The sequence below is a fragment of the Thauera sp. WH-2 genome (genome assembly GCF_048321015.1).
Classification (GTDB): domain Bacteria; phylum Pseudomonadota; class Gammaproteobacteria; order Burkholderiales; family Rhodocyclaceae; genus Thauera.
In genome coordinates this window covers 172,286-193,689 of sequence record NZ_JBLWFG010000005.1, presented here as the reverse complement: position 1 = coordinate 193,689, position 21,404 = coordinate 172,286, and the positions used below count along the sequence as shown (strand labels likewise).

The 21,404-nt window shown below is 65.6% G+C and carries 21 protein-coding genes and 1 pseudogene; 15 read left to right on the top strand and 7 right to left on the bottom strand.

The window, feature by feature from the left end:
• Both ACNKW1_RS10595 and ACNKW1_RS10590 read left to right on the top strand, forming a co-directional pair.
• Window positions 1–825, top strand: a complete 825-nt coding sequence (locus ACNKW1_RS10595) for a glycosyltransferase family 25 protein (protein ID WP_418364544.1) — start codon at window positions 1–3, stop codon at window positions 823–825.
• A 15-nt stretch (window positions 826–840) separates the two neighbouring features.
• Window positions 841–1,902, top strand: coding sequence for a glycosyltransferase family 10 domain-containing protein (locus ACNKW1_RS10590; protein WP_418364543.1), 1,062 nt, complete (start codon window positions 841–843; stop codon window positions 1,900–1,902).
• Window positions 1,903–1,916: 14 nt separating this feature from the next.
• Here the strand turns inward: ACNKW1_RS10590 and ACNKW1_RS10585 are convergent, their stop codons facing one another.
• The gene (locus tag ACNKW1_RS10585; protein ID WP_418364542.1) at window positions 1,917–2,870 is read right to left on the bottom strand and encodes a glycosyltransferase family 10 domain-containing protein; all 954 of its coding nucleotides are present in this window, start codon (window positions 2,868–2,870) and stop codon (window positions 1,917–1,919) included.
• A 192-nt stretch (window positions 2,871–3,062) separates the two neighbouring features.
• Between ACNKW1_RS10585 and gmd the strand changes: the two genes are divergently transcribed.
• Window positions 3,063–4,184 (top strand): GDP-mannose 4,6-dehydratase, encoded by a 1,122-nt coding sequence (gene gmd, locus ACNKW1_RS10580; protein WP_418364541.1) that lies wholly within the window; start codon window positions 3,063–3,065, stop codon window positions 4,182–4,184.
• A 5-nt stretch (window positions 4,185–4,189) separates the two neighbouring features.
• Window positions 4,190–5,158 (top strand): GDP-L-fucose synthase, encoded by a 969-nt coding sequence (fcl, locus tag ACNKW1_RS10575; protein WP_418364540.1) that lies wholly within the window; start codon window positions 4,190–4,192, stop codon window positions 5,156–5,158.
• A 66-nt stretch (window positions 5,159–5,224) separates the two neighbouring features.
• Here fcl and msbA read toward each other — a convergent pair whose 3' ends face one another.
• The 3 genes from msbA to polA are packed head-to-tail and all read right to left on the bottom strand — an operon-like array spanning window position 5,225 to window position 10,726.
• Complete coding sequence (msbA, locus tag ACNKW1_RS10570) at window positions 5,225–7,120, bottom strand: lipid A export permease/ATP-binding protein MsbA (protein ID WP_418364539.1); 1,896 nt, start codon at window positions 7,118–7,120, stop codon at window positions 5,225–5,227.
• Between the two features lie 40 nt (window positions 7,121–7,160).
• Entirely contained in the window at window positions 7,161–7,961 is an 801-nt protein-coding gene (locus ACNKW1_RS10565; protein WP_418364538.1) for a hypothetical protein, read from the bottom strand.
• Complete coding sequence (gene polA / locus ACNKW1_RS10560; RefSeq protein WP_418364537.1) at window positions 7,961–10,726, bottom strand: DNA polymerase I; 2,766 nt, start codon at window positions 10,724–10,726, stop codon at window positions 7,961–7,963. The genes ACNKW1_RS10565 and polA overlap by 1 nt, the downstream gene beginning before the upstream one ends.
• 23 nt (window positions 10,727–10,749) lie before the next feature.
• Here polA and ACNKW1_RS10555 point away from each other — a divergent pair, with 23 nt between their 5' ends.
• From ACNKW1_RS10555 to rng, 11 genes and pseudogenes are all read left to right on the top strand, one after another.
• Window positions 10,750–11,475 (top strand): TIGR00730 family Rossman fold protein, encoded by a 726-nt coding sequence (locus tag ACNKW1_RS10555; protein WP_418364536.1) that lies wholly within the window; start codon window positions 10,750–10,752, stop codon window positions 11,473–11,475.
• Between the two features lie 93 nt (window positions 11,476–11,568).
• The gene (locus ACNKW1_RS10550) at window positions 11,569–11,892 is read left to right on the top strand and encodes a DUF2782 domain-containing protein (RefSeq protein ID WP_418364535.1); all 324 of its coding nucleotides are present in this window, start codon (window positions 11,569–11,571) and stop codon (window positions 11,890–11,892) included.
• 95 nt (window positions 11,893–11,987) lie between these two features.
• A pseudogene (locus ACNKW1_RS10545) lies at window positions 11,988–12,539 on the top strand (DNA-deoxyinosine glycosylase); the annotation flags it as partial.
• Window positions 12,540–12,574: 35 nt separating this feature from the next.
• Window positions 12,575–13,531 carry a homoserine kinase gene (locus tag ACNKW1_RS10540; protein ID WP_418364534.1) on the top strand — a complete coding sequence of 319 codons (957 nt, stop codon included), beginning with the start codon at window positions 12,575–12,577 and terminating at the stop codon, window positions 13,529–13,531.
• A gap of 27 nt (window positions 13,532–13,558) precedes the next feature.
• Window positions 13,559–14,371: a BPSS1780 family membrane protein gene (locus ACNKW1_RS10535; protein ID WP_418364533.1), complete on the top strand. Its 813-nt coding sequence runs from the start codon at window positions 13,559–13,561 to the stop codon at window positions 14,369–14,371.
• Between the two features lie 18 nt (window positions 14,372–14,389).
• Window positions 14,390–15,190 carry a BPSS1780 family membrane protein gene (locus ACNKW1_RS10530; RefSeq protein ID WP_418364532.1) on the top strand — a complete coding sequence of 267 codons (801 nt, stop codon included), beginning with the start codon at window positions 14,390–14,392 and terminating at the stop codon, window positions 15,188–15,190.
• On the top strand, window positions 15,180–15,884 hold the full coding sequence (nadD, locus tag ACNKW1_RS10525) for a nicotinate-nucleotide adenylyltransferase (protein ID WP_418364531.1): 705 nt from the start codon (window positions 15,180–15,182) through the stop codon (window positions 15,882–15,884). Before ACNKW1_RS10530 ends, nadD begins: the two co-directional genes overlap by 11 nt.
• Before the next feature lie 30 nt (window positions 15,885–15,914).
• Complete coding sequence (gene rsfS, locus ACNKW1_RS10520) at window positions 15,915–16,265, top strand: ribosome silencing factor (protein WP_418364530.1); 351 nt, start codon at window positions 15,915–15,917, stop codon at window positions 16,263–16,265.
• A 1-nt stretch (window position 16,266) separates the two neighbouring features.
• Window positions 16,267–16,737 (top strand): 23S rRNA (pseudouridine(1915)-N(3))-methyltransferase RlmH, encoded by a 471-nt coding sequence (gene rlmH / locus ACNKW1_RS10515; RefSeq protein WP_418364529.1) that lies wholly within the window; start codon window positions 16,267–16,269, stop codon window positions 16,735–16,737.
• A gap of 10 nt (window positions 16,738–16,747) precedes the next feature.
• Entirely contained in the window at window positions 16,748–17,365 is a 618-nt protein-coding gene (locus ACNKW1_RS10510; protein ID WP_418364528.1) for a Maf family protein, read from the top strand.
• Window positions 17,366–17,378: 13 nt separating this feature from the next.
• Entirely contained in the window at window positions 17,379–18,833 is a 1,455-nt protein-coding gene (gene rng, locus ACNKW1_RS10505; protein ID WP_418364527.1) for a ribonuclease G, read from the top strand.
• 73 nt (window positions 18,834–18,906) lie between these two features.
• On the opposite strand, the gene ACNKW1_RS10500 is transcribed toward rng, so the two are convergent.
• The 3 genes from ACNKW1_RS10500 to ACNKW1_RS10490 all read right to left on the bottom strand — a co-directional run bounded on the left by ACNKW1_RS10500 (window position 18,907) and on the right by ACNKW1_RS10490 (window position 21,402).
• The gene (locus ACNKW1_RS10500) at window positions 18,907–19,620 is read right to left on the bottom strand and encodes an ABC transporter ATP-binding protein (protein WP_418364526.1); all 714 of its coding nucleotides are present in this window, start codon (window positions 19,618–19,620) and stop codon (window positions 18,907–18,909) included.
• Between the two features lie 76 nt (window positions 19,621–19,696).
• Complete coding sequence (locus ACNKW1_RS10495) at window positions 19,697–20,452, bottom strand: ABC transporter ATP-binding protein (RefSeq protein WP_418364525.1); 756 nt, start codon at window positions 20,450–20,452, stop codon at window positions 19,697–19,699.
• A complete protein-coding gene (locus ACNKW1_RS10490) occupies window positions 20,449–21,402 on the bottom strand; it encodes a branched-chain amino acid ABC transporter permease (protein WP_418364524.1) in 954 nt (317 codons plus the stop codon). Before ACNKW1_RS10490 ends, ACNKW1_RS10495 begins: the two co-directional genes overlap by 4 nt.
• Window positions 21,403–21,404: the final 2 nt, after the last annotated feature.

The window sequence follows — 21,404 nt, the reverse complement described above, 5'->3', positions numbered from 1 at the left end:
ATGCGCACTCACTCGCCGCTTGCCGACGGCGTTCTGGTCATCAACTTGGATGAGCGATCCGACCGCTGGCAGAGCTTCATGATGAATGCGGCGGACCGACTCGCACCACTCGTCCCAATACGACTTTCAGCCGTAAAGGGCGTTTCCCTCGAAGGCTTCGGCCGCAAGCCCTATTTTCATGGTCGAAAAAGAGACAGGACTTGGGCAGGTCGTGCGGGCTGTGCACTATCCCACCGCGCCGCGATTGAGAAGGCCGCGAGCAGCGGCTGGAAACGAGTGCTTATCCTCGAAGACGACATCCAAATCGAGCCTGATTTCGACTCGCTCATCGACTCGCTCGAGCGGGCGCTAGATACGACGCCCTGGGACCTCTGCTACCTCGGCTACACGGACCCCATCGGGCCGTTTCGTGCGAGCACGCAACTCTCTGGGCAATATCGGCTTTTACAAATCTACGGCTGCAATGCCGCGCACGCGTACCTCGTCAATCAAAGTGCCTACTCGTTCCTGCTAAGCCAACTCCCCACAGAGCAGAATGTCTGGAGATGGCTAACCCGCAACCGAGCGATCGACCGCTGGTATGCGAGAACGCTTTCAAAAACGATGACCATCCTTGCCTTGAGCACTTCGATCATCAATCAGAAGAACGACATTTCCGACATTACAGGGCGCAGCTACGAGAAACAGCACGCTAACGCCATCCCGCACTACTCACGTAGAACTCTGCCTTACTCCGTCTCGAAAACACTGCGCCAAACTCTGTTCTGGCTACAGGGCCTCTACGATGCGGGTCGGGGCTGGATCAAACGAACGCGCGGATTTTGATCGACATACCCAAGCATGAACACACCTCTCCAACCGGAAGTCCGGATCAAGCTCCTCAGCAAGTGCAAGCCCGGCCATGACGGTGAGGACTGGTTACGGCTGTTTCCGAAGCGTGAACCCGTGTGGGGCAACTGTCGATTTCTCTTTGATCGCCATGAGCGTAACTACGATTGGCTCGTTGTGTATGACGAGTTGCCGTCGGTCGGCGGTGAGCGCCACTCACTTTGGGAGGAGGAGTTGGCATGCTCGCAGGCGCACACCCTGCTGATTACTGTGGAGCCCTCAACCATCAAGGCCTACGGCTCCCCATATCTGCAGCAGTTCCGCTGGGTGCTCAGCGCGCAGGAGCCATGGGCGCTCAGGCACCACCCGGGTCAGCTATACGAGCAGCCCGCCCTGACCTGGTTCTACTCGACTCGCTCGCCACGGGGCGACCACGACCACATCGTGGCGCATCCGCCGCTCGACAAGACGCGTCTGATTTCGACCGTGTGCTCATCGAAGCGACAAAAGCACACCCTGCACCACCTGCGCTTCGCGTTCACAATGGCACTGAAGGAGCGCCTGCCAGAGCTCGATATCTATGGTCACGGCATGCAGCCGCTCAACGAGAAGGCGGATGCACTCGATGCCTATCGTTACCATCTGGCCATCGAGAATTACTCCGGCAAGCACCATTGGACAGAAAAGCTCGCCGACGCCTTTCTCGGTGCCTGCCTGCCGTTCTATTTCGGTTGCCCGAACGTAGCCGATTACTTCCCGGAAGACAGCTATATCCCGATCGACATTCGGGACTACGAAGGCGCTTTCGCCACGATCGAGCGCGCGATTGCAGACAATTTATACGAACAGCGCCTGCCCGCCATCCTTGAAAGCCGCCGACTGATCCTGGAAAAGTACGGCCCCATCGCCACCATCTGTCGGATCGTGAATGAAAAGAATACGGCAGCCGCGACTGCTGAGCGCGGCGCTCTGATCCAAAGTCGAAACCGCCTGAAGCGCAACCCAGCACTGGGAGCCCGCTACCTGCTGGAAAAGCTCTACGTTCGCGGGCGGCACAAACTCATGGGGCAATGAGCGACGAGGGTCACTCAACCCGCCAGAGCCTGACGCAAGCGATAGATCAATCCACGCGGGAATGGTCTGAACGCTTTATGGATGCGGATCACCACCTCCGACTTCGGTTCCGGTCGGTAGAGCGCCTCGGCCCAGTGCGCAGCCCATGCCAGGGGGTTGTAGACATCCAGTACGCGATGACGCGACTCGGCCACCGCAGCAATTTCCGTCTCGCTCTCCGGTCGATCCAGCAAATGCTCGATGCGATCTCCCGCAGCCCTGAAATCTGCGCCATCGATAGCACTGAAGGCCTCGGGCGCAAAGAATGCAGCGAGGTTCGGGCAGCCCAGATAGACGGGAAATGCCCAGCCCAGGTAGGCGTCAGCCAGCTTCTCGGTCCAATAGTTCTCGGCACGCGTGTTCTCGAGCACCAGTTGGTAGCGATACGGCAGGATCGCATCCATCTTGTCGTCGATCGGCTGAAAGCCGCGACCAAAGTGCACGAGGCGGTCCCCCAGGCGCTGCTTCAGGTAATCGAGCAAGGCAAGGCGGTGACGTTGACCCGGAGTAAAGTTGGCATTCGAGCACACCACCGCGATACGGTTTTCCTTTTTCGGCCGAGCGAGTGCCTTGAGGTAGTCATACCCGAACCTATAACTGCGCGAACGCATGTCGAGTCCGACATGCCAATTCAGCCCCGGTGCACCAAGGATCAGGCCTGGATGGCACGACATCGCATGCGTGTCGAGCACATGGCCGAACTGCCGATAAAACCCCGGCGCATACAACTTCTTTTCCAGCGGCTCACCCGCGATGAACAAGGTGTTCTGCGCCGCACAAACGAAACGATCGTAGGGCCGTGCGTTCGCCAGCACGACCGCAAAATCTGCCTCACCACCGAGCGGCGGATTCAGCGCTAAGCGGCACCGGCCCCAGCGCATCGCCCCGCCCGGGCTCAACAAGGCCATGCCATCAGGGGCCATGTCCATGTTCAGTCGGACTAGAAGTTCGCGGTCGCTCACAAGGGTTGAAGAGGTCGACATTAAGGCCCGGCGTAGTCGTTTTGTGCGCTCATGTGCCCGTGGGATAATGCGGCGTTTCCTCAGGCACGGTCAGCCCAGATTGTAGCCCAGCCGACATCGGCGCCACCGCACCCAGCCCCTCCAACCCGGCATGTACCCATGACCCCAAAAGCCCTCATCACCGGCATCACCGGCCAGGACGGCTCCTACCTTGCCGAATTCCTGCTCGCCAAAGGCTACGAAGTCCACGGCATCAAGCGCCGCGCCTCGAGCTTCAACACCCAGCGCATCGACCACCTCTACCAGGACCCGCACACGCTCAACCCGCGCATGGTCCTGCACTATGGCGACCTCACCGACTCGTCCAACCTCACCCGCATCCTGCAGCAGGTGCAGCCCGACGAGGTCTACAACCTCGGCGCGCAGTCGCACGTGGCGGTGAGCTTCGAGTCGCCTGAATACACCGCCGACGTCGACGCCATGGGCACACTGCGCCTGCTCGAAGCCATCCGCCTGCTCGGCCTGGACAAGAAGACGCGCTTCTACCAGGCCTCCACCTCCGAGCTCTACGGCCTGGTGCAGGAGATCCCGCAGAAGGAGACCACCCCCTTCTACCCGCGCAGCCCCTATGCGGTGGCCAAGCTCTACGCCTACTGGATCACGGTGAACTACCGCGAGGCCTACGGCATGTACGCCTGCAACGGCATCCTGTTCAACCACGAGAGCCCGCGCCGCGGCGAGACCTTCGTCACGCGCAAGATCACGCGCGGTCTCGCCAACATCGCACAGGGTCTGGAAAGCTGCCTTTACATGGGCAACATGGACGCACTGCGCGACTGGGGCCACGCCAAGGACTACGTGCGCATGCAGTGGATGATGCTGCAGCAGGACCAGCCTGAGGATTTTGTGATCGCCACCGGCGTGCAGTACTCGGTACGCGAGTTCATCCGCTGGTCGGCGGCGGAGTTGGGCGTCACGCTGCGCTTCGAGGGCAAGGGCGTGGAAGAGCACGCTATCGTCGAGCACATCGAGGGGGGAAACGCCCCCGCGCTGAAGGCGGGCGACATCATCGTACGCGTCGATCCGCGCTACTTCCGCCCCGCCGAGGTCGAGACCCTGCTCGGCGATCCGAGCAAGGCCAAGGACAAGCTCGGCTGGACGCCGGAGATCACCGTGCAGGAGATGTGCGCCGAGATGGTCGCGGAAGACCTCAAGGTGGCGCAGCGGCATGCATTCCTGAAAGCGCACGGGCACGACGTGCCGGTCGCCACCGAGAACTGAACCCAATGAACCTCACCGACACCATCTTCGTCGCCGGCCACCGCGGCATGGTCGGCTCGGCCATCGTGCGCCGGCTGCAGGCGCTGGGCTGCAGCAACATCGTCACCTCCGATCGCGCCGCGCTCGATCTCACCGACCAGCATGCCGTCAACGTCTTCTTCGCCACCCATCGCATCGACCAGGTCTATCTGGCGGCAGCCAAGGTCGGCGGCATCCATGCCAACAACACCTATCCGGCCGAGTTCATCCACCAGAACCTGATGATCGAGGCCAACCTCATCCACGCTGCCCACACCCATGGCGTGCACAAGCTGATGTTTCTCGGCTCGTCCTGCATCTACCCCAAGCTCGCCGAGCAGCCGATGAAGGAAGAAGCGCTGCTCACCGGCCTGCTCGAACCCACCAACGAGCCCTACGCCATCGCCAAGATCGCCGGCATCAAGCTGTGCGAGAGCTACAACCGCCAGTACGCTCGTGACTACCGCAGCGCCATGCCCACCAACCTCTACGGTCCGGGCGACAACTTCCATCCCGAGAACAGCCACGTCATCCCCGCGCTGATGCGGCGCATCCACGAGGCCAAGCTGGCGCATGCGCCCGAGGTGGTGATCTGGGGCAGCGGCACACCGATGCGCGAGTTCCTGCATGTGGACGACCTCGCCGAGGCAGTGGTGCATCTCCAAAACCTCCCGCACGAACGCTACGCCCGCGAGACCGAGCCGATGCGCTCGCACATCAACGTCGGCACTGGCACCGATGTGACCATTCGCGCGCTGGCCGAGGCGCTGGTCCAGGTCATTGGCTATGAGGGCAGGCTCGTCTTCGACACGACCAAGCCGGACGGCACGCCGCGCAAGCTGATGGATGTGAGCCGGCTGCTACGGTTGGGCTGGCAAGCCCGCGTCTCCTTGGTGGAGGGGCTTCGCGAGACGTATGCGTGGTTCCTGGCGAACAAAGATGCCGCCAGAATCTGAACGGCCAAGCCAACGAAGCCCTTGGCCGCGAAAAGGCGGCTCGCTCCCAACCCGCACGTCGCATCATTACTGAACAATCGGATGCGGCGGTTCACCGGTTCGCGAAGCCTCATCCAATACTCCCGCACCCCCGATCGCCTGCAGTCGCGCATACGTCCCGCCCTTCGCCACAAGCTCGGCATGCGTTCCGCGCTCCACGATCCGTCCAGAATCCATAACCAGAATCTGATCCGCCTTCTCGATCGTCGATAGCCGGTGGGCGATGACGATGGTCGTGCGCCCGGCCATCAGCCGCTCGATTGCTGCCTGGATAAGCCTTTCCGACTCGGTATCCAGCGCAGACGTCGCCTCGTCCAGAATCAGGATCGGCGCATTTTTCAGCAGCGCACGCGCAATCGCCAGGCGCTGACGCTGGCCGCCGGAGAGGAGTACGCCGTTTTCGCCGATCTCGGTGTCGAAGCCTTGCGGCAAACGGTCGATGAACTCGCGTGCGTTGGCAGCTTCGGCTGCAGCGACGATCTCTTCGCGGCTGGCGCCGGCAAGCTCGCCGTAGGCGATGTTCTCGGCCACCGAGCCATTGAAAAGCGTGACCTGCTGCGTGACCAGCGCGATATGGCGGCGCAGGTTGGCGAGCGTGTAGTCTTCCACCGCTACCCCATCGACCAGCAGCCGGCCTTCATCGTGCTGATAGAAGCGCGGGATGAGGTTGGCAAGCGTGGACTTGCCGCTGCCCGACTTGCCGACCAGGGCGATCATCTGACCCGGCGCCGCCGTGAAGTCGACGCCCTCCAGAGCCCTGCCCTCGGCGCCGGGATAGGTAAAGCCCAGGCCCTGCGCTTCGACGCGTCCGGTGATGTGGGTGCGCTCGACGCTGCCGGCGTCCGGCTCGGGCGCCTCGTCGAGTTGCTCGAAGATGCTGTCGGCCGCAGCCACGCCGCGCTGGATCTTGGAACTGACCTCACCCAACAGGCGGATAGCACGCGGCAACAGGCCGGCTGCGGTCATGAAGGCGACCACGTCACCCGCGGTAGCGTCGCCTCGCACCTTGAGCACCATGAACAGCAGCAGGCCCATCGCGCTATAGATGATGAGATTCATCAGCGCCGAGAAGACCTCCTCGGTGCGTACCATCTTGAGCTGGCGCTTGGTGTTGTCTAGGCTGGCATGCCCGAAGCGGGCGCGCTCGTAGTCCGCGCCACCGAAGCTGCGCACCACACGATAGCCCTGAATGGTTTCGGAGGCCACATGGGTGACCTCACCCATGGCGGTCTGGATGTTCTTTGACAGGCGGCGGAATTTGCGGCTGGCGTTGGACACCAGCCAGCCGATCACAGGCAGCACCACGAGCAAGGTGAGAGTGAGTTGCCAGTTCATCCAAAGCAGGTAGCTCAACAGCGCAATGACGGTGAGCCCCTCGCGGAACAGGGTCTTCACCGCATCGGTGGCGGCGCCGGTGACCATGGTGACGTTGTAGGTGAGCTTGGAGACCAGGTGGCCGGAGTTCTGCGCGTCGTAGAAACGGTTGGGCAGCACCAGGAAGCTCTCGAAGAGCTGAGTGCGCAGGTCATGCACCAGTCCAAGCGACACCTTGGAGATGGCGTAGTTGCCGAGGAACGTGCCCACTCCCTGCCATAGCGCGATCAGCATCACCATGACCGGGATCGCGAACACGATGTCGAGCGCATCCAGCCACGCGATGCCGGTCGCGACCGGTTCGTCGGGCGTGGCCAGCCCGTCGACGAAGAACTTGAACACCGCCGCAAGGCCCGCCTTGGCAGCGCCCGCAATGGCAAAACCCAGAATGCTGAGCAGAAAGAAGCCCAGGTATGGCTTTGTGTAGCCGAGCAGGCGGGTATACACCTTGAGGCTGCTGGTCTGGGCCGCAGCGTCGACCGGCAGGGGTGGCCGCTCACGGGTTTCGGGCGCGGGCGTCGGCTCGGTGTTCGGGGGGGCTGTGTTCATGGCGCTGAATGATATGCCAAGCAAGGGAAGTGCTCGCAGCTCACTCCGGCAAACCGTGCAGAAGCCAGGCAACCGTACGCAGGCGCTGCCCATCCCGCCCGAAGCGGCGCCCGCGCGGCAGATGGCGCAGCCAAGCCAGGCGGCCCGCCGTACGCAACACCTGCGCACGGATCTCGGCATCCAGCCCGGCGAGGGTGTCGCACACCCGGAGGCCCGCAGGATCGAGCAGGTCCCGCTGGTCCAGGATCAGCGCGGTCGAATGCAGGTAGCACAACCAGTCACGCGCCTGGCACTGTGCAAGGTCCAGTGCGCGACCGGGGTCGTCCTCGAAGTCGATGAAGGCAATGCGGCCGTCGGCAGCGCGCACCATGTTGCGGGCGAAGCCTTGGCTCAGATAGCCGCCGCGGCGATGCAGATCGGCAAGCGCCGCAAGGCCCTCGTCGAACAGGGCGAGGCAGGCGGGCACATTCTTGGCAGTGGCCATTTCCTGCTGCAGGCTGAGGCCCGGCTCGCCTGTGCTGCCCAGATCCTTGAGCATCAGGCCGGCGTCGCTCCAGGCCAGCACCTCAGGCACGAACGCGCCCTGCGCAGCCAGGACCTGCAGGCGGCGCACCTCGGTATTGATGGCATCGGCACCGCCAAAATTGGGCACCGGGCTGAGCACTCCAAGACCGAGCGCACGTGACAGGAAGCCCATCGCCAAGTAGCGCCAGCGCGGGTTACGCGGCCCCGCCTTCTTAACCCACACGCGCTGCCCCCCGAAATCATGGGCACCGACATTGTGGGTCTGGCGCGCCAGCGCCTCTGCCAGGAAGCGTTCGGCAGTGGTCTGCACCACCATCAGTGCGCTTCATCCCAGTTGTCGCCCGCACCGACTTCGACCAGCAACGGCACCTTCAGCTCGGCAACGCCGCCCATCAGCCTAGGCAGCGCTTCACGGATGGTGTCGAGTTCGACCGCCGGCACCTCCAGCACCAGCTCGTCATGCACCTGCAGCACCAGCTTCGACTTCAGACCCGACGCCGCAAGCCAGTCGCTCGCCGCGATCATCGCCTTCTTGATCAGGTCGGCTGCGGTGCCCTGCATCGGCGCGTTGATCGCCGCGCGCTCGGCGGCCTGGCGGCGGCCAGCCTGGCTGGCGCGGATGTCGGGCAGGTACAGCCGGCGGCCGAACACGGTCTCGACATAGCCTTGCTCGCGCGCCTCGGCGCGGGTGCGCTCCATGTACTCTGCAACGCCGGGGTAGCGGGCAAAGTAGCGATCGATCCAGGCCTGCGCGGCGGCACGCTCGATGCCCAGGTTCTTTGCCAGGCCGTGCGCGCTCATGCCGTAGATGAGGCCGAAGTTGATCACCTTTGCGTAGCGGCGCTGCTCGCTGCTGACCTCCGCCGGCGGCATGCCGAAGACCTCGCCGGCGGTGGCGCGATGCACGTCCTCGCCTTTCGCGAAAGCCTCGAGCAGGCGGGCATCGTCCGACAGGTGGGCCATGATGCGCAGCTCGATCTGCGAGTAGTCGGCCGACACGATGAGGTGGTCGCGCGGCGCGATGAAGGCGGCGCGGATGCGGCGGCCTTCCGGCGTGCGGATCGGGATGTTCTGCAGGTTGGGCTCGGAGCTCGACAGACGGCCGGTGACGGCAGTGGCCTGCGAGAAGCTGGTATGCACGCGGCCCGTCCTGGGGTTGACCATGCGCGGCAGCTTGTCGGCGTAGGTGCTCTTCAGCTTGGCCAGGCTACGGTGCTCGAGCAGCAGCTTGGGCAGCGGGTAGTCTTCGGCGAGCTTCTCCAGCACCTCCTCGTCGGTGGAGGGCTGGCCGGTGGCGGTCTTCTTGACCACCGGCAGGCCGAGCTTGCCGAACAGGATCTCGCCGAGCTGCTTGGGCGAGCCGAGGTTGAAGGGCTGGCCGGCGAGCGCGTGGGCCTCGCCTTCGAGCGCGTGCAGGCGGCGCCCGAGTTCCTCGGAATGCTGGCTGAGCAGGAAAGGGTCGATCAGCACGCCGGTGCGCTCCATCTGCTGCAGCACGGACAGCACCGGTAGCTCGATTTCGCGATACAGCGCGGCGAGCTGCGGCGTGGCCTCGAGCTGCGGCCACAGGCGCTGGTGCAGGCGCAGGGTGACGTCGGCGTCCTCGGCCGCGTACTCGGTAGCGCGGTCCATGGCGACCTCGTCGAAGCCGATCTGCTTGGCCCCCTTGCCGCACACCTCGGTGTAAGGGAGGGTTATCAGCCCGAGGTGGCGCTTGGCGAGCGAATCCATGTCGTGCGGCTTGTCGCTTTCGAGCACGTAGGACTGGAGCAGCGTGTCGTGCGCGATGCCGCGCAGCGTAATGCCATGGTTGGCGAGCACGTGGGCGTCGTACTTCAGGTTCTGGCCAACCTTGGCGTGCTGGTCCGACTCCAGCCAGGGACGGAGCTTCGCCAGCACCTCTTCCAAAGGCAGTTGCGCCGGCGCGTCACCCCCCCGGTGCGCCAGCGGCAGATAAGCCGCCTCGCCCGGTTCAACCGCAAACGACATCCCCACCAGCTTCGCCGCCATCGGATCGAGGCTGGTGGTTTCCGTGTCGAAGGCGGTGAGTTCGGCCGCGAAGATCTTCGCCAGCCAGGCGTCGAAGCTCGGCCAGTCGAGGATGGCAACGTAGCCCGCACGGTGCGCGCCGGGCGGGTCATCGGAAATAGCGGAAATCGGGTTCTGTCCCCTATTTCCTTGGTCATCGAACCGGCGAGCCTCGGTTGCTGCCTTCGACGCAGCGACACTCTCCGCGCCGCCATCCAGATCCTTCAGCCAAGACTTGAACTCGAAGCGCTCGTACAGTGCGCGCAGCGCTGCCTTGTCGTCCTCGCGCGCCGGTAGCTCGTCGAGCGCCACCGGCAGTTCGACATCGGTCGCCACCGTCACCAGCCTGCGCCCGAGCGGCAGGAAGTCCAGGTGCTTGCGCAGGTTCTCGCCCACCTTGCCGCCGACCTTTTCGGCGTTGGCGACGAGATTGTCCAGGGTGCCGTATTCGGTCAGCCACTTTACCGCGGTCTTGGGGCCACACTTTTCCACCCCCGGCACGTTGTCCACCGTGTCGCCGACCAGCGCCAGGTAGTCGACGATACGCTCGGGCGGCACGCCGAACTTCGCCTCGACGCCGGCCGCGTCCAGCACCTCCTCGCTCATGGTATTGACCCAGCGCACCCCGGGACGCACGAGCTGGGTGAGATCCTTGTCGCCGGTGGAAATCACGACCTCCCAGCCACGCTCGAGCGCCTGGCGGGTCAGGGTGCCGATGACATCGTCGGCCTCCACGCCCTCCACCGACAGCAACGGCCAGCCCTCGGCCTGCACCGCTTCGTGCAGCGGTGCGATCTGCACACGCAGATCGTCGGGCATCGGCGGCCGATGCGACTTGTACTCGGGATACCAGTCGTCGCGGAAGGTCTTGCCCTTGGCATCGAACACGCAGGCGCGAAATTCTGCCTTGTAGTCGCTTTCCAGCCGCCTTAGCATCGACAGCACCCCCCGGATCGCGCCCGTCGGCTCGCCTTGCGAATTGCGCAGGTCGGGCAAGGCATGGAAGGCGCGATAGAGATAGCTCGAGCCATCTACGAGCAGCAGCGTGGGCATTCTGGATCCTAGAGAACGACAACATGACCGCGAAAGAAAAACTCCCCCGCAGCGTTCCCGACAGCAGCGCGCCGCGATACAACGCGCGCGAATCCTGGCGGATCTTCGGAATTATGGCAGAGTTCGTCGAGGCGACCGAACGGCTGTCCTCCATCCGGCCGGCCGTTTCGATCTTCGGCAGCGCACGCACGCCGCCCGACCACATGTACTACATTCTCACCGAGCAGATCGCCCGTCAGCTCTCCGACGCCGGCTTCGCGGTGATCTCTGGCGGCGGGCCGGGCATCATGGAGGCGGCAAACAAGGGCGCCTTCTTCGGCAAGAGCCCCTCGGTGGGCCTGAACATCCAGTTGCCACTGGAGCAGAACGCCAACCCCTACCAGGACATCTCGCAAACTTTCCAGCACTTCTTCGCACGCAAGTTCATGTTCGTGAAGTTCGCGACCGCCTATGTGGTGATGCCGGGCGGTTTCGGCACCCTGGACGAGTTGCTCGAGGCGATGACGCTGATCCAGACCCGCAAGAGCCGCCGCATCCCGATCATCCTGGTGCACCGCCCCTTCTGGCAGGGCCTGATCGACTGGTTCCGCGACCGCTTGGTAAGCGAGGGCATGATCAAGGTCGAGGATCTCGACCTGGTGCAGATCATCGACGAGCCGGGGGAGGTCGTCGAAGCGATCTTCAAGCACTACGAACGCCGCGGCTTCCAGCCCCTGCCCGCCGAGCGGGAGATGATGCTCAACCTGTAAATGTAAAGGGGCTCACAGACCCCAGCCTGCAGCCGGCCCGCGGGCGAAGCGCGCGCATTGCAGCTAGAATTCCACCATCTTCAGGAGATCATCATGCGTCGCACCCTGTTCGCCCTCTTGCTGGCCGCCAGTGCCCCGGTTTTCGCCCAGCAGCCTGCCGGCCTCGAGCCCATTCCCGAGCCGCCGCCGATGCCCGCCGAGGATGCGCTGGCCGACGAGCCGGAGGTCACCATCGTCAAGCGCGGCGACGACACGGTCACCGAATACCGCATCCGCGGCAAGCTCTATATGGTCAAGGTCACGCCGCCGCATGGCGTGCCGTACTATCTGGTCGACAAGGAAGGCAACGGCCAGATGGTGCGCGACGACCGCGGCCCCGAGCTGGCCGTGCCGATGTGGGTGATCAAGTCCTGGTGAGCACGCCGTTCGCGAGCCGCTGCGTTCGGAATGGCAGCGAGCCGCCACCTCTTGCTGGCGCCGCACCCGGCTCTGCCACGCCTCGGCTCTGCCACAGCTTTCCGCCGGTCTGCTCGGCCGATGCCCGGGTGCTCGTGCTCGGCAGCATGCCGGGAGCCGCCTCGATCGCCGCGGCCCAGTACTACGCTCACCCACGCAATGCCTTCTGGCAGATCATGGGCGCACTGTTCGGCGCAAGCCCGGCCCTTCCCTACGAACAACGCCTGCAGCGCCTGGCCGTCGCGGGCGTGGCGCTATGGGACGTGATCGCATGCGGTGAGCGTGAGGGCAGCCTGGACAGCGCAATCCGCCCGGACAGCATCGAAGCCAACGACTTCGCCCGTCTGTTCAGCGATTGTCCGCGCATCCGCCATGTGTTCTTCAACGGTGCCGCTGCCGAAACCATCTTTCGCCGCCATGTGTCTCCGCGGATGGCCCTGCCTGAGCTGCGCTTCACCCGCCTGCCCTCGACCAGCCCTGCGCATGCAGCCCGCAGCTTCGATGCCAAGCTCGCCGCATGGCAGGCAGTGAAGAGCGCGACGTGTGACGGCGCAGGCCCCCGCCCGTCCTGCGCCCGGGTGCCCGCGGCGATCGCCGCCAGTGCCTGACCCAAACCTCGCCGAACGTCCCTTCCGGAGCCCGCATGTCCGTCTTCACCCCCGTCCCCGAATCCGTGCTCGCCTGCTGGCTCCAGGACTATGCCGTCGGCCGCCTGGAGGAACTCAGGGGCATCTCGGCCGGCGTGCAGAACAGCAACTTCTTTGTCACCACCACGCTCGGCCGCTACGTGCTGACGCTGTTCGAAGGCATCCCGCGCGCCGAGCTGCCCTACTACCTGCACCTGATGGCCCACCTCGCGCGCCATGGCTTGCCGGTTCCGGCGCCGATCGCCAACCGTCACAACGAATACCTCGGCACCCTGCAGGAACGGCCCGCCGCGCTCGTGGTGCGCCTGTCGGGCAGCTCCGAGATGAATCCGGGCCTGCCCCATTGCGAGCGCGTCGGCGCCATGCTCGCCGGCCTGCACCTGGCCGGCCAGTCCTACGGCCGCCGCCAGGAGAACCCGCGCGGAGCCACCTGGCGCACAGCCACCGCAAGCGTCGTGCGCCCCTTCCTGCCCGCCGACGAGCAGGCGCTGCTTGACGCCGAACTCGCCATTCAGGCCAGGACAGACCTCGCCACCCTGCCCGCAGGCGCGATCCACGCCGACCTCTTCCGCGACAACGTGCTGTGGGACACCGACGCCGATGGCAACGTACGCATCGGCGGCGTCATCGACTTCTACTTCGCCGGTTACGACGCACTGCTGTTCGACGTGGCCGTGACCGTCAACGACTGGTGCTCCGCCGCGGACGGCAGCCTGGACGAAGCCCGCACTGCAGCACTGCTCGCCGCCTACCATGCCGAGCGCCCGTTCTGCGACGCCGAACGCACCGCCTGGCCAGCGATGCTGCGCGCCGCCGCGCTGCGCTTCTGGCTGTCGCGCGCAGCGGATTTCCACCTGCCGCGCGCAGGAGAAATGGTTCTGGTGAAGAATCCGAACGAGTATCGCGACATCCTGCGCCTGCGCAGTGCGGGCGTGCCCGACCTTCCGCGCTGAACCGCCACCTGCCCCGATCGACACCCAATGGACCAGGATCCGCAAGCGCCCCGCCGCCCCCACCCGCCACCGCCGCCCGCTCCGGGCGACGTCGCGCCCGGCCACGCCCTGAACTGGCTTACCGAAGGCTGGCGCCTCTTCATGCTCGCTCCCGGCGCCTGGGCCATCCAGGCGCTGATCTTCTTCGTCATCGTCGCCGCACTCGGCATGCTGCCCTTCGTCGGTTGGGCCGCTGCGCCGATCGCGCTGCCGGTGCTGGTCGGCGGCATGCTTTCAGGCGCGCAGCGCCTCGATCGCGGCGAAACCCTGAGCATCGACGCACTCTTCGACGGCATCCGCAAGCAGGCCAGTAGCCTGCTGCTGTTAGGGGTGTTCCACCTTCTCGGCATGCTGCTCGCCGCAATCACCGCCGCGGCCATCGGTGGCAGCGCGGCGCTCACCGGCATCGCGGTCGGGGCGCTTGCAGGGATGGGTATGGCCGCCGGGGGCATGATGCTGGGCGTCGTCGTGTTCACCGTGCTCTGGGCGCTGCTGATGATGGCGCTGTGGTTCGCTCCGGCGCTGGTGATGCTGCACGAGGTGGCGCCGCTCGACGCCATGAAGCTCTCGGCCCGCGCCTGCATGCACAATCTGCTCGCCTTCATCGTGCTCGCCGTGCTGCTCTATGTCAGCGTGTGGGTGGCGATGATTCCCGCCGGGCTGGGCATGCTGGTCCTGATCCCGGTGATCACGGGCGCACTCTACGCCGCCTGGAAGGAAACCTTCTCGCCACTGCTCGCACTGCCGCCCCCGGGCGGGGCGACACCGAGTGAGCCTTCCCCTCCCCCGATATCCGAATAGCGACTACAAGACTCCGACATGCAAGCACGACAACTCCCGATGCAGCGCGGCTGGGCTTGGTTGCGCGAGGGCGTGGCGATCTGGCGGCGCAACCCTGCGCTGGTCACCTTCGCTACCTTCGGCTACCTGCTCTCCATCGTCCTCCTCAGCATCGTCCCCATCCTCGGACAACTGGTCGCCTCGCTGCTGATGCCGGCCCTGTCCGTAGGCGTGCTCAACGCCTGCCGCGCAGTCGATGCGGGGCGCAAGGCCGGGCCGGACGTGCTCTTTTCCGGCTTCAAGAGCAACCTCCCATCGCTGGTCGCGGTCGGCGGCCTGTATCTGGCTGGCACCATTCTGGTGCTCCTCCTCGTGTCGCTCGTCGATGACGGTAGCCTGTTCGCCCTCATGCGCGGCGAGGACATCGAGGAACAGATGCGTGGCGACTCCACGCTCGGCTTCACCCTGCTCGTGGCTCTGGTGCTGAGCACGCCGGTGATGATGGCCTACTGGTTCGCCCCGGTGCTGGCCTCGTGGTGGCAGGTGCCAGCGGCGAAGGCCCTGTTCTTCAGCTTCTACGCCTGCCTGCGCAACTGGCGCCCGTTCCTGGCCTACGCCATCGGTCTGGCGATCTTCGGTGCCATCCTTCCGGGCATCGTCATCGGGGTGCTCGGCCTGGTCTCGCCGACGCTGGGCAGCGTACTCTCGCTGCCGATCCCACTCATCATCCTGCCGGTGATCTTCTGCACCTTCTACACCGCCACCCGCGACGTGTTCGGCCTGCCGGAAGGCGAGCGCCGCCGCATCGACACCCGCCCCGAAGACGCCGATGCAGGCTGAGCAAGCCCTCTCCGGCGACACTGCAGCAGGCCTGCCCCTGGGCCTGCTCGGCGGCACCTTCGATCCGATCCACTTCGGCCATCTGCGTCTGGCCGAGGAAGCGCGCGAGGCGCTCGGCCTGGGCGAGCTGCGCTTGATGCCCGCAGGCCGACCGCCGCACCGCGGCGAACCCGGCAGCACGCCTGAAGACCGCCTTGCCATGGCCCGCTTGGCCGCTGCCGGCAATCCCGCGCTGCGGGTCGACGACACCGAAGTGCGCGCGCAGCAGAAGAGCTACACCGTGCTCACGCTCGAGCAACTGCGCGCCGAAAGCGGCCCCCTGCGCCCGCTGGTGCTGATCCTGGGTGCCGATGCATTCGAGGGGCTGCCGGGCTGGCACCGCTGGAAAGAGCTGTTCGCGCTCGCCCATATCGCGGTCGCCAACCGGCCGGGCTACGCCCCCCACGGCCGGCGCTGGCCCGCCACACTCTCGGCAGAACTCGCCGCTGCCTGCCGCGACCGCCACAGCACCGACATCGCGGACCTGCGCACCACACCCGCCGGGCGCGTGATCGCCTTCGACATGACGCCCCTGGCAATCTCCGCCTCGCTGATCCGCGACCTGGTGCGGGATGGCCACAGCGCCCGCTATTTGCTGCCCGATTCCGTTCTCGACTATATTGCCGCGCACCGTCTTTACCGCAAGGGAAGATAGGCCCTATTTTCCCGCCTCACCAGGAAGCACATGGACACCCCCACCCTCGAGAAGATCGTCATCAACGCGCTGGAAGACATCAAGGCGCGCGACATCGAAGTCATCGACACTTCGACGCACACCCCCCTCTTCGACCGCATCGTCATCGCCAGCGCAGAATCCGGCCGCCAGACTCGCGCGCTGGCGCAAAACGTGCATGACAAGGTCAAGGAGGCCGGCGGCGAGATCATCGGCACGGAAGGACAGGAAACCGGCGAGTGGGTGCTGGTCGACCTCGGCAACATCGTCGTACACGTGATGCAGCCCGCAGTGCGTGCACACTACAAGCTGGAAGAGCTCTGGAACACGCCCTCCGCGGGCCGTCGCGCCACCGCCCGCTGAAATGAAGCTTTTCGTCGTCGCCGTCGGCCATCGCATGCCCGCCTGGGTGCAGGCCGGCTTCGACGAATTCGCGCGCCGCATGCCGCGCGAGTTGCCTCTGCAACTGGTCGAGGTCAAGGCCGAGCCGCGCACCAGCGGCAAGACGGTGGAAGCGATGATGGCTGCCGAAGCCACCCGCATCGAAGCCGCGCTGCCGCCGCGTTGCCGCCGCGTCATCCTCGACGAGCGTGGCGCCGAGCTCACCACCCTGGCGCTCGCGCGCAGGCTCGAAGCCTGGCAAGGCGAAGGCCAGGACATCGCGCTCATCGTCGGCGGGCCGGACGGGCTCGCGCCCGAGTTCAAATCCGGCGCACACGAGGCGATCCGCCTCTCCAGCCTGACCCTGCCCCATGCCCTGGTGCGCCCGCTGCTGGCCGAGGCGCTGTACCGCGCGTGGACGGTGCTGCGCAATCACCCCTATCACCGCGAATAGCCAAGCATCCATGCCGCTCACGCCACGCATCTACCTGGCCTCAAAGAGTCCCCGCCGTCGCGAACTGTTGCGCCAGATCGGCGTGAACTTCGACGTCCTCACTTTCCGCTCCGGCGAGCGCGGAGAGGATGCGGATGTCGATGAAACCCCGTTCCAGGACGAGGCGGTCGACCGCTACGTTGAGCGCCTAGCGCTCGCCAAGGCCGAGGCGGGCACACGCCGCGTGATCTGGCGCAAGCTGATGCTCCGCCCCGTCCTGGCGGCAGATACCACGATCGAGCTCGACGGCGCCATCATCGGCAAGCCCGCCGACGCGGCCGAGGCGCAGGACATCCTCAAGCGCCTGTCCGGGCGCAGCCACCGCGTGCTCACCGCCGTGGCGATGAGCGACGGGGAGCGTACACGCAGCCGCCTATCGGTCAGCGAAGTGCGCTTCCGCACCCTCCCCGAGCAGGAGATTCGCCGCTACGTCGCCAGCGGCGAGCCCATGGACAAGGCAGGCGCCTACGGCATTCAGGGTCACGCCGCCCTGTTCGTCGAGGAGATTCGCGGCAGCTACTCCGGAATCATGGGATTGCCACTGTTCGACACCGGCATCCTGCTCGAAACCTTCGGCTACACCCTGTGAGCGCAGACAGCACATGAGCATCGAATTCCTCATCAACTTCACGCCGCAGGAAACCCGCGTCGCCCTCGTCGAACAGGGCGTGGTGCAGGAACTGCACGTCGAACGCACCGCCAGCCGCGGTATCGTCGGCAACATCTACCTCGGCAAGGTGGTGCGCGTGCTGCCCGGCATGCAGTCCGCCTTCATCGACATCGGCCTGGAGCGCACCGCCTTCCTGCATGTGGCCGATATCTGGAGCGACCGCCAGAACGGCGAATCGGCGCGGCCGATCGAGAAGATCCTCACCGAAGGCCAGAGCCTGATGGTGCAGGTGCTCAAGGATCCGATCGGCACCAAGGGCGCACGCCTGTCCACGCAGATCAGTCTGGCTGGCCGCCTGCTCGTCTATCTGCCGCAGGAAAAGCACATCGGCATCTCCCAGCGCATCGAGGACGAGGCGGGGCGCGAAGCCCTGCGCGGGCGACTTACGGCGCTGGTACCCGAGGACGAGCCCGGTGGCTTCATCGTGCGCACCATGGCCGAGTCCGCATCAGACCCGGAACTCGCCGCCGACATCGCCTACCTGCGCAAGCTGTGGCGCGAGGTTTCCACTTCCACCGTGGGACTGTTTCCGCCCAAACTGCTGCACGAGGATCTTGGCCTCGGGCAACGCACCCTGCGCGACCTGGTCAACGACGAAACCGACCGCATCCGCGTCGACTCGCGGGAGAACTTCCAGAAGCTCACCGCCTTCGCCGCCGAATACACGCCCAAGGTGCTGCCCCTGCTCGAGCACTACAGCGGCGAGCGCCCGCTGTTCGAGCTCTACAACGTCGAAGAGGAAATCCAGAAGGCGCTGGCGCGACGCGTGGACCTGAAATCGGGGGGCTACCTGATCATCGACCAGACCGAAGCGATGACCACGGTCGACGTCAACACCGGCGGCTTCGTCGGTGCGCGCAACTTCGACGACACCATCTTCAAGACCAACCTCGAAGCCAGCCAGGCCATCGCCCGCCAGCTGCGCCTGCGCAACCTCGGCGGCATCATCATCATCGACTTCATCGACATGGAAAACGTCGAGCACCGCGAGATGGTGCTGGAGGAGTTCCGCAAGGCGCTGTCACGCGATCACACGAAGATGACGATCAACGGCTTCACTGCGCTCGGTCTGGTGGAGATGACGCGCAAGCGGACCCGCGAGTCGCTCGCCCACCTGCTGTGCGAACCCTGCCCGACCTGCAGCGGCCGCGGCGAGGTGAAGACCGCGCGCACGGTGTGCTACGAGATCCTGCGCGAGCTGCTGCGCGAGGCGCGCCAGTTCAATGCGCGTGAATTCCGCGTGCTCGCCGCGCCCAACGTCATCGACCTCTTCCTCGACGAGGAAAGCCAGTCGCTTGCAATGCTGTCCGATTTCATCGGCAAGAAGATCTCCCTGCACGCCGAGGCCAGCTACACGCAGGAGCAGTACGACATCGTGCTGCTGTGAGCAGCAGACGAGCCGAAAACAGATCGGCCCCTTCTGATGCTCCGTGGGCGCAGGCTTGCACGCAAATGGGCGCCTACACCCCGAGATAACGCGTCCACAGCTCGCGCCGGGCATACAGCTCGGTCGAGCCACCCTGCCATGCGATGCACCCGCGCTCCAGGATGAAGTTGCGGTCGGACAGCGGCAGCAGCTTCTCGACGTACTTATCCACCACCAGCGTGGTCTGCCCCTGCGCCTTGAGCAGCGCCAGGCAGCGCCAGATCTCCTCGCGAATCACCGGCGCCAGGCCTTCAGTCGCTTCATCCAGGATCAGCAGGCGCGGGTTGGTCGACAGCGCGCGCGCGATGGCCAGCATCTGTTGCTCTCCACCCGAAAGCTGATTGCCCATGTGTCCAGCGCGCTCAGCCAGGCGAGGGAAGAGCGCATACAGGCGCGACAGCGTCCACGGCTCAGTCGCGCCGTTGCGGCGATCGGCGAAGGCGAGCAGGTGCTCACGCACGCTGAGATTGGGGAAGCACTGTCGGCCCTCCGGCACGATCGCCACGCCGAGGCGGGCGATATGGTCGGCGCGCGCGGCGTGGATCGGACGGCCGTCGAACAGGATCTCACCACGCTGCGGGCGCAGGCCGCCGACGATGGTCTTGATCGTCGTGCTCTTCCCCATGCCGTTGCGTCCGAGCAGCGCAATGACCTCGCCGGGCTGGATGTCGAAGTCGAGCCCGAACAGCACCTGGCTGACCCCATAGCCCGCCTCGAGGCCGCGGCACCTCAACAACGGCGAGCTCATCGTGCGCCTCCGTGGTCGCGCGCGCACAGGGATCGCACTTGTAGGCATCGGCTTGCCCGCTCCCACCGGGAACGCGTCATCCGCATGCCGGCACCTCCGTGCCCAGATAGACCGACTGCACCTCGGGATGCCCCTTCACGTGCGCCGCATCCCCCGTCGTCAGAACGCGGCCATAGACCAGCACCGAGATGCGGTCGGCAAGCTGAAACACGGCATCCATGTCGTGCTCGATGAGCAGGATTGCGGTGTCGGAACGCAGGCCATGAATCATCGCCACCATCTGCTGCGAGTCTTCCGGCCCCATCCCGGCCATGGGCTCGTCCAGCAGCAGCAGCCTGGGCCGCGCAGCAAGCGCAAGCGCCACGTCCAGCCGCTTCTGCAGCCCGTGCGGCAGGGTGCCGGCGTTGCGGTCGAGCACCTCCGCAAGGCCGGTACGCACGGCCAGCGCCTCGGCCCGCACAGCCAGCGAGCGCTCAAGCTCGCGCCGGCGCAGGAAGCGGAAGCTCGACCCGGCCTGCGCCTGGACCGCGAGCAGCAGATTGTCGCGCACGCTGTCGTTACGGAACACGCTGGTGATCTGGAAGCAGCGCGCCAGGCCATGGCGCACACGCTGGTGCGGCGACAGGGTGCTCAGATCGACACCATCGAGCACGACACGTCCGGCATCGGCCGGCAGCAGGCCCGAGATCAGGTTGACCAGAGTGGACTTGCCCGCACCGTTCGGGCCGATGAGGGCATGGATCTCGCCCGCCTCCACGGCAAGCTCGACGTGGTCGGTGGCAAGCAGCCCGCCGAAGCGCTTGACCAGGCCTTGCGCATGGAAAAGGCTCATGTGCGCGCCCCGCGGCGCTCGAGCAGTGCCGCCAGCCCCTGCGGGGCGTGGAACACGACCAGCAGCAGGAGCAGGCCGAGTGGCCAGTGCCAGTAGTCGGTGTACAACTTCAGCACCTCCTCCAGCGTCAGCCACAGCGCCACGCCTAGCGGCGCGCCCCAGCGCCGCCCGGCACCACCCAGCATCACCATCACCAGCAGCAGTGCGGACTGCGTCCAGTGCATCATGCCGGGGCTGACGAAGGCGTTATGGCTGGCCAGCAACCCGCCCGCCAGCCCTGCAACCGCGCCGGCCGCAACGAAACCCGCGAGCTTGAGCCAGAACACCGGATAGCCGAGCGCCACCATGCGCGTCTCGTTGTCGCGGATGCCGCGCAGCGCATGGCCGTAGCGCGAATGCGCGACCCGGCTGAAGAGTGCAAACACCCCCGCTGCGATCGCCAGTACCACCCAGTAAAAGATCTGCGCATGCGCGGCGTCCAGCCAGGCCCCCATCGCCAGCGGCGTATAGATGCCATAGCCGTCGTCCCCGCCCCAGGTACGCAGCGACACCGCCAGGTAGTACAGCATCTGCGCGAAGGCGAGCGTGATCATGATGAAATACACCCCGCGCGTGCGCAGGGACACCGCGCCGATCGCCGCCGCGGCCAGGCCGGCGACCAGCGCCGCACTCGCCCACGCCAGCCAGGCCGACGAGAACCCCGCCTCGACCAGCGCCACCACGGTGTAGGCGCCGACGCCGACGAAGCCCGCGTGCCCGAGCGCCGCCATGCCGCCGTAGCCGAGGATGAAGTTGAGACTGGTCGCCGCGATCGCCACGATCAGCGCGCGGCGCACGAAGCCGACGTAGTACTCGAGACCGAGCGCAGGCGCAACGAGCGGAAACAGCGCCAGCAGGATCAGGACAGCCCAGGGCAGACGACGCGCCAGTCCGGGGAAACGTTCGTGCATGC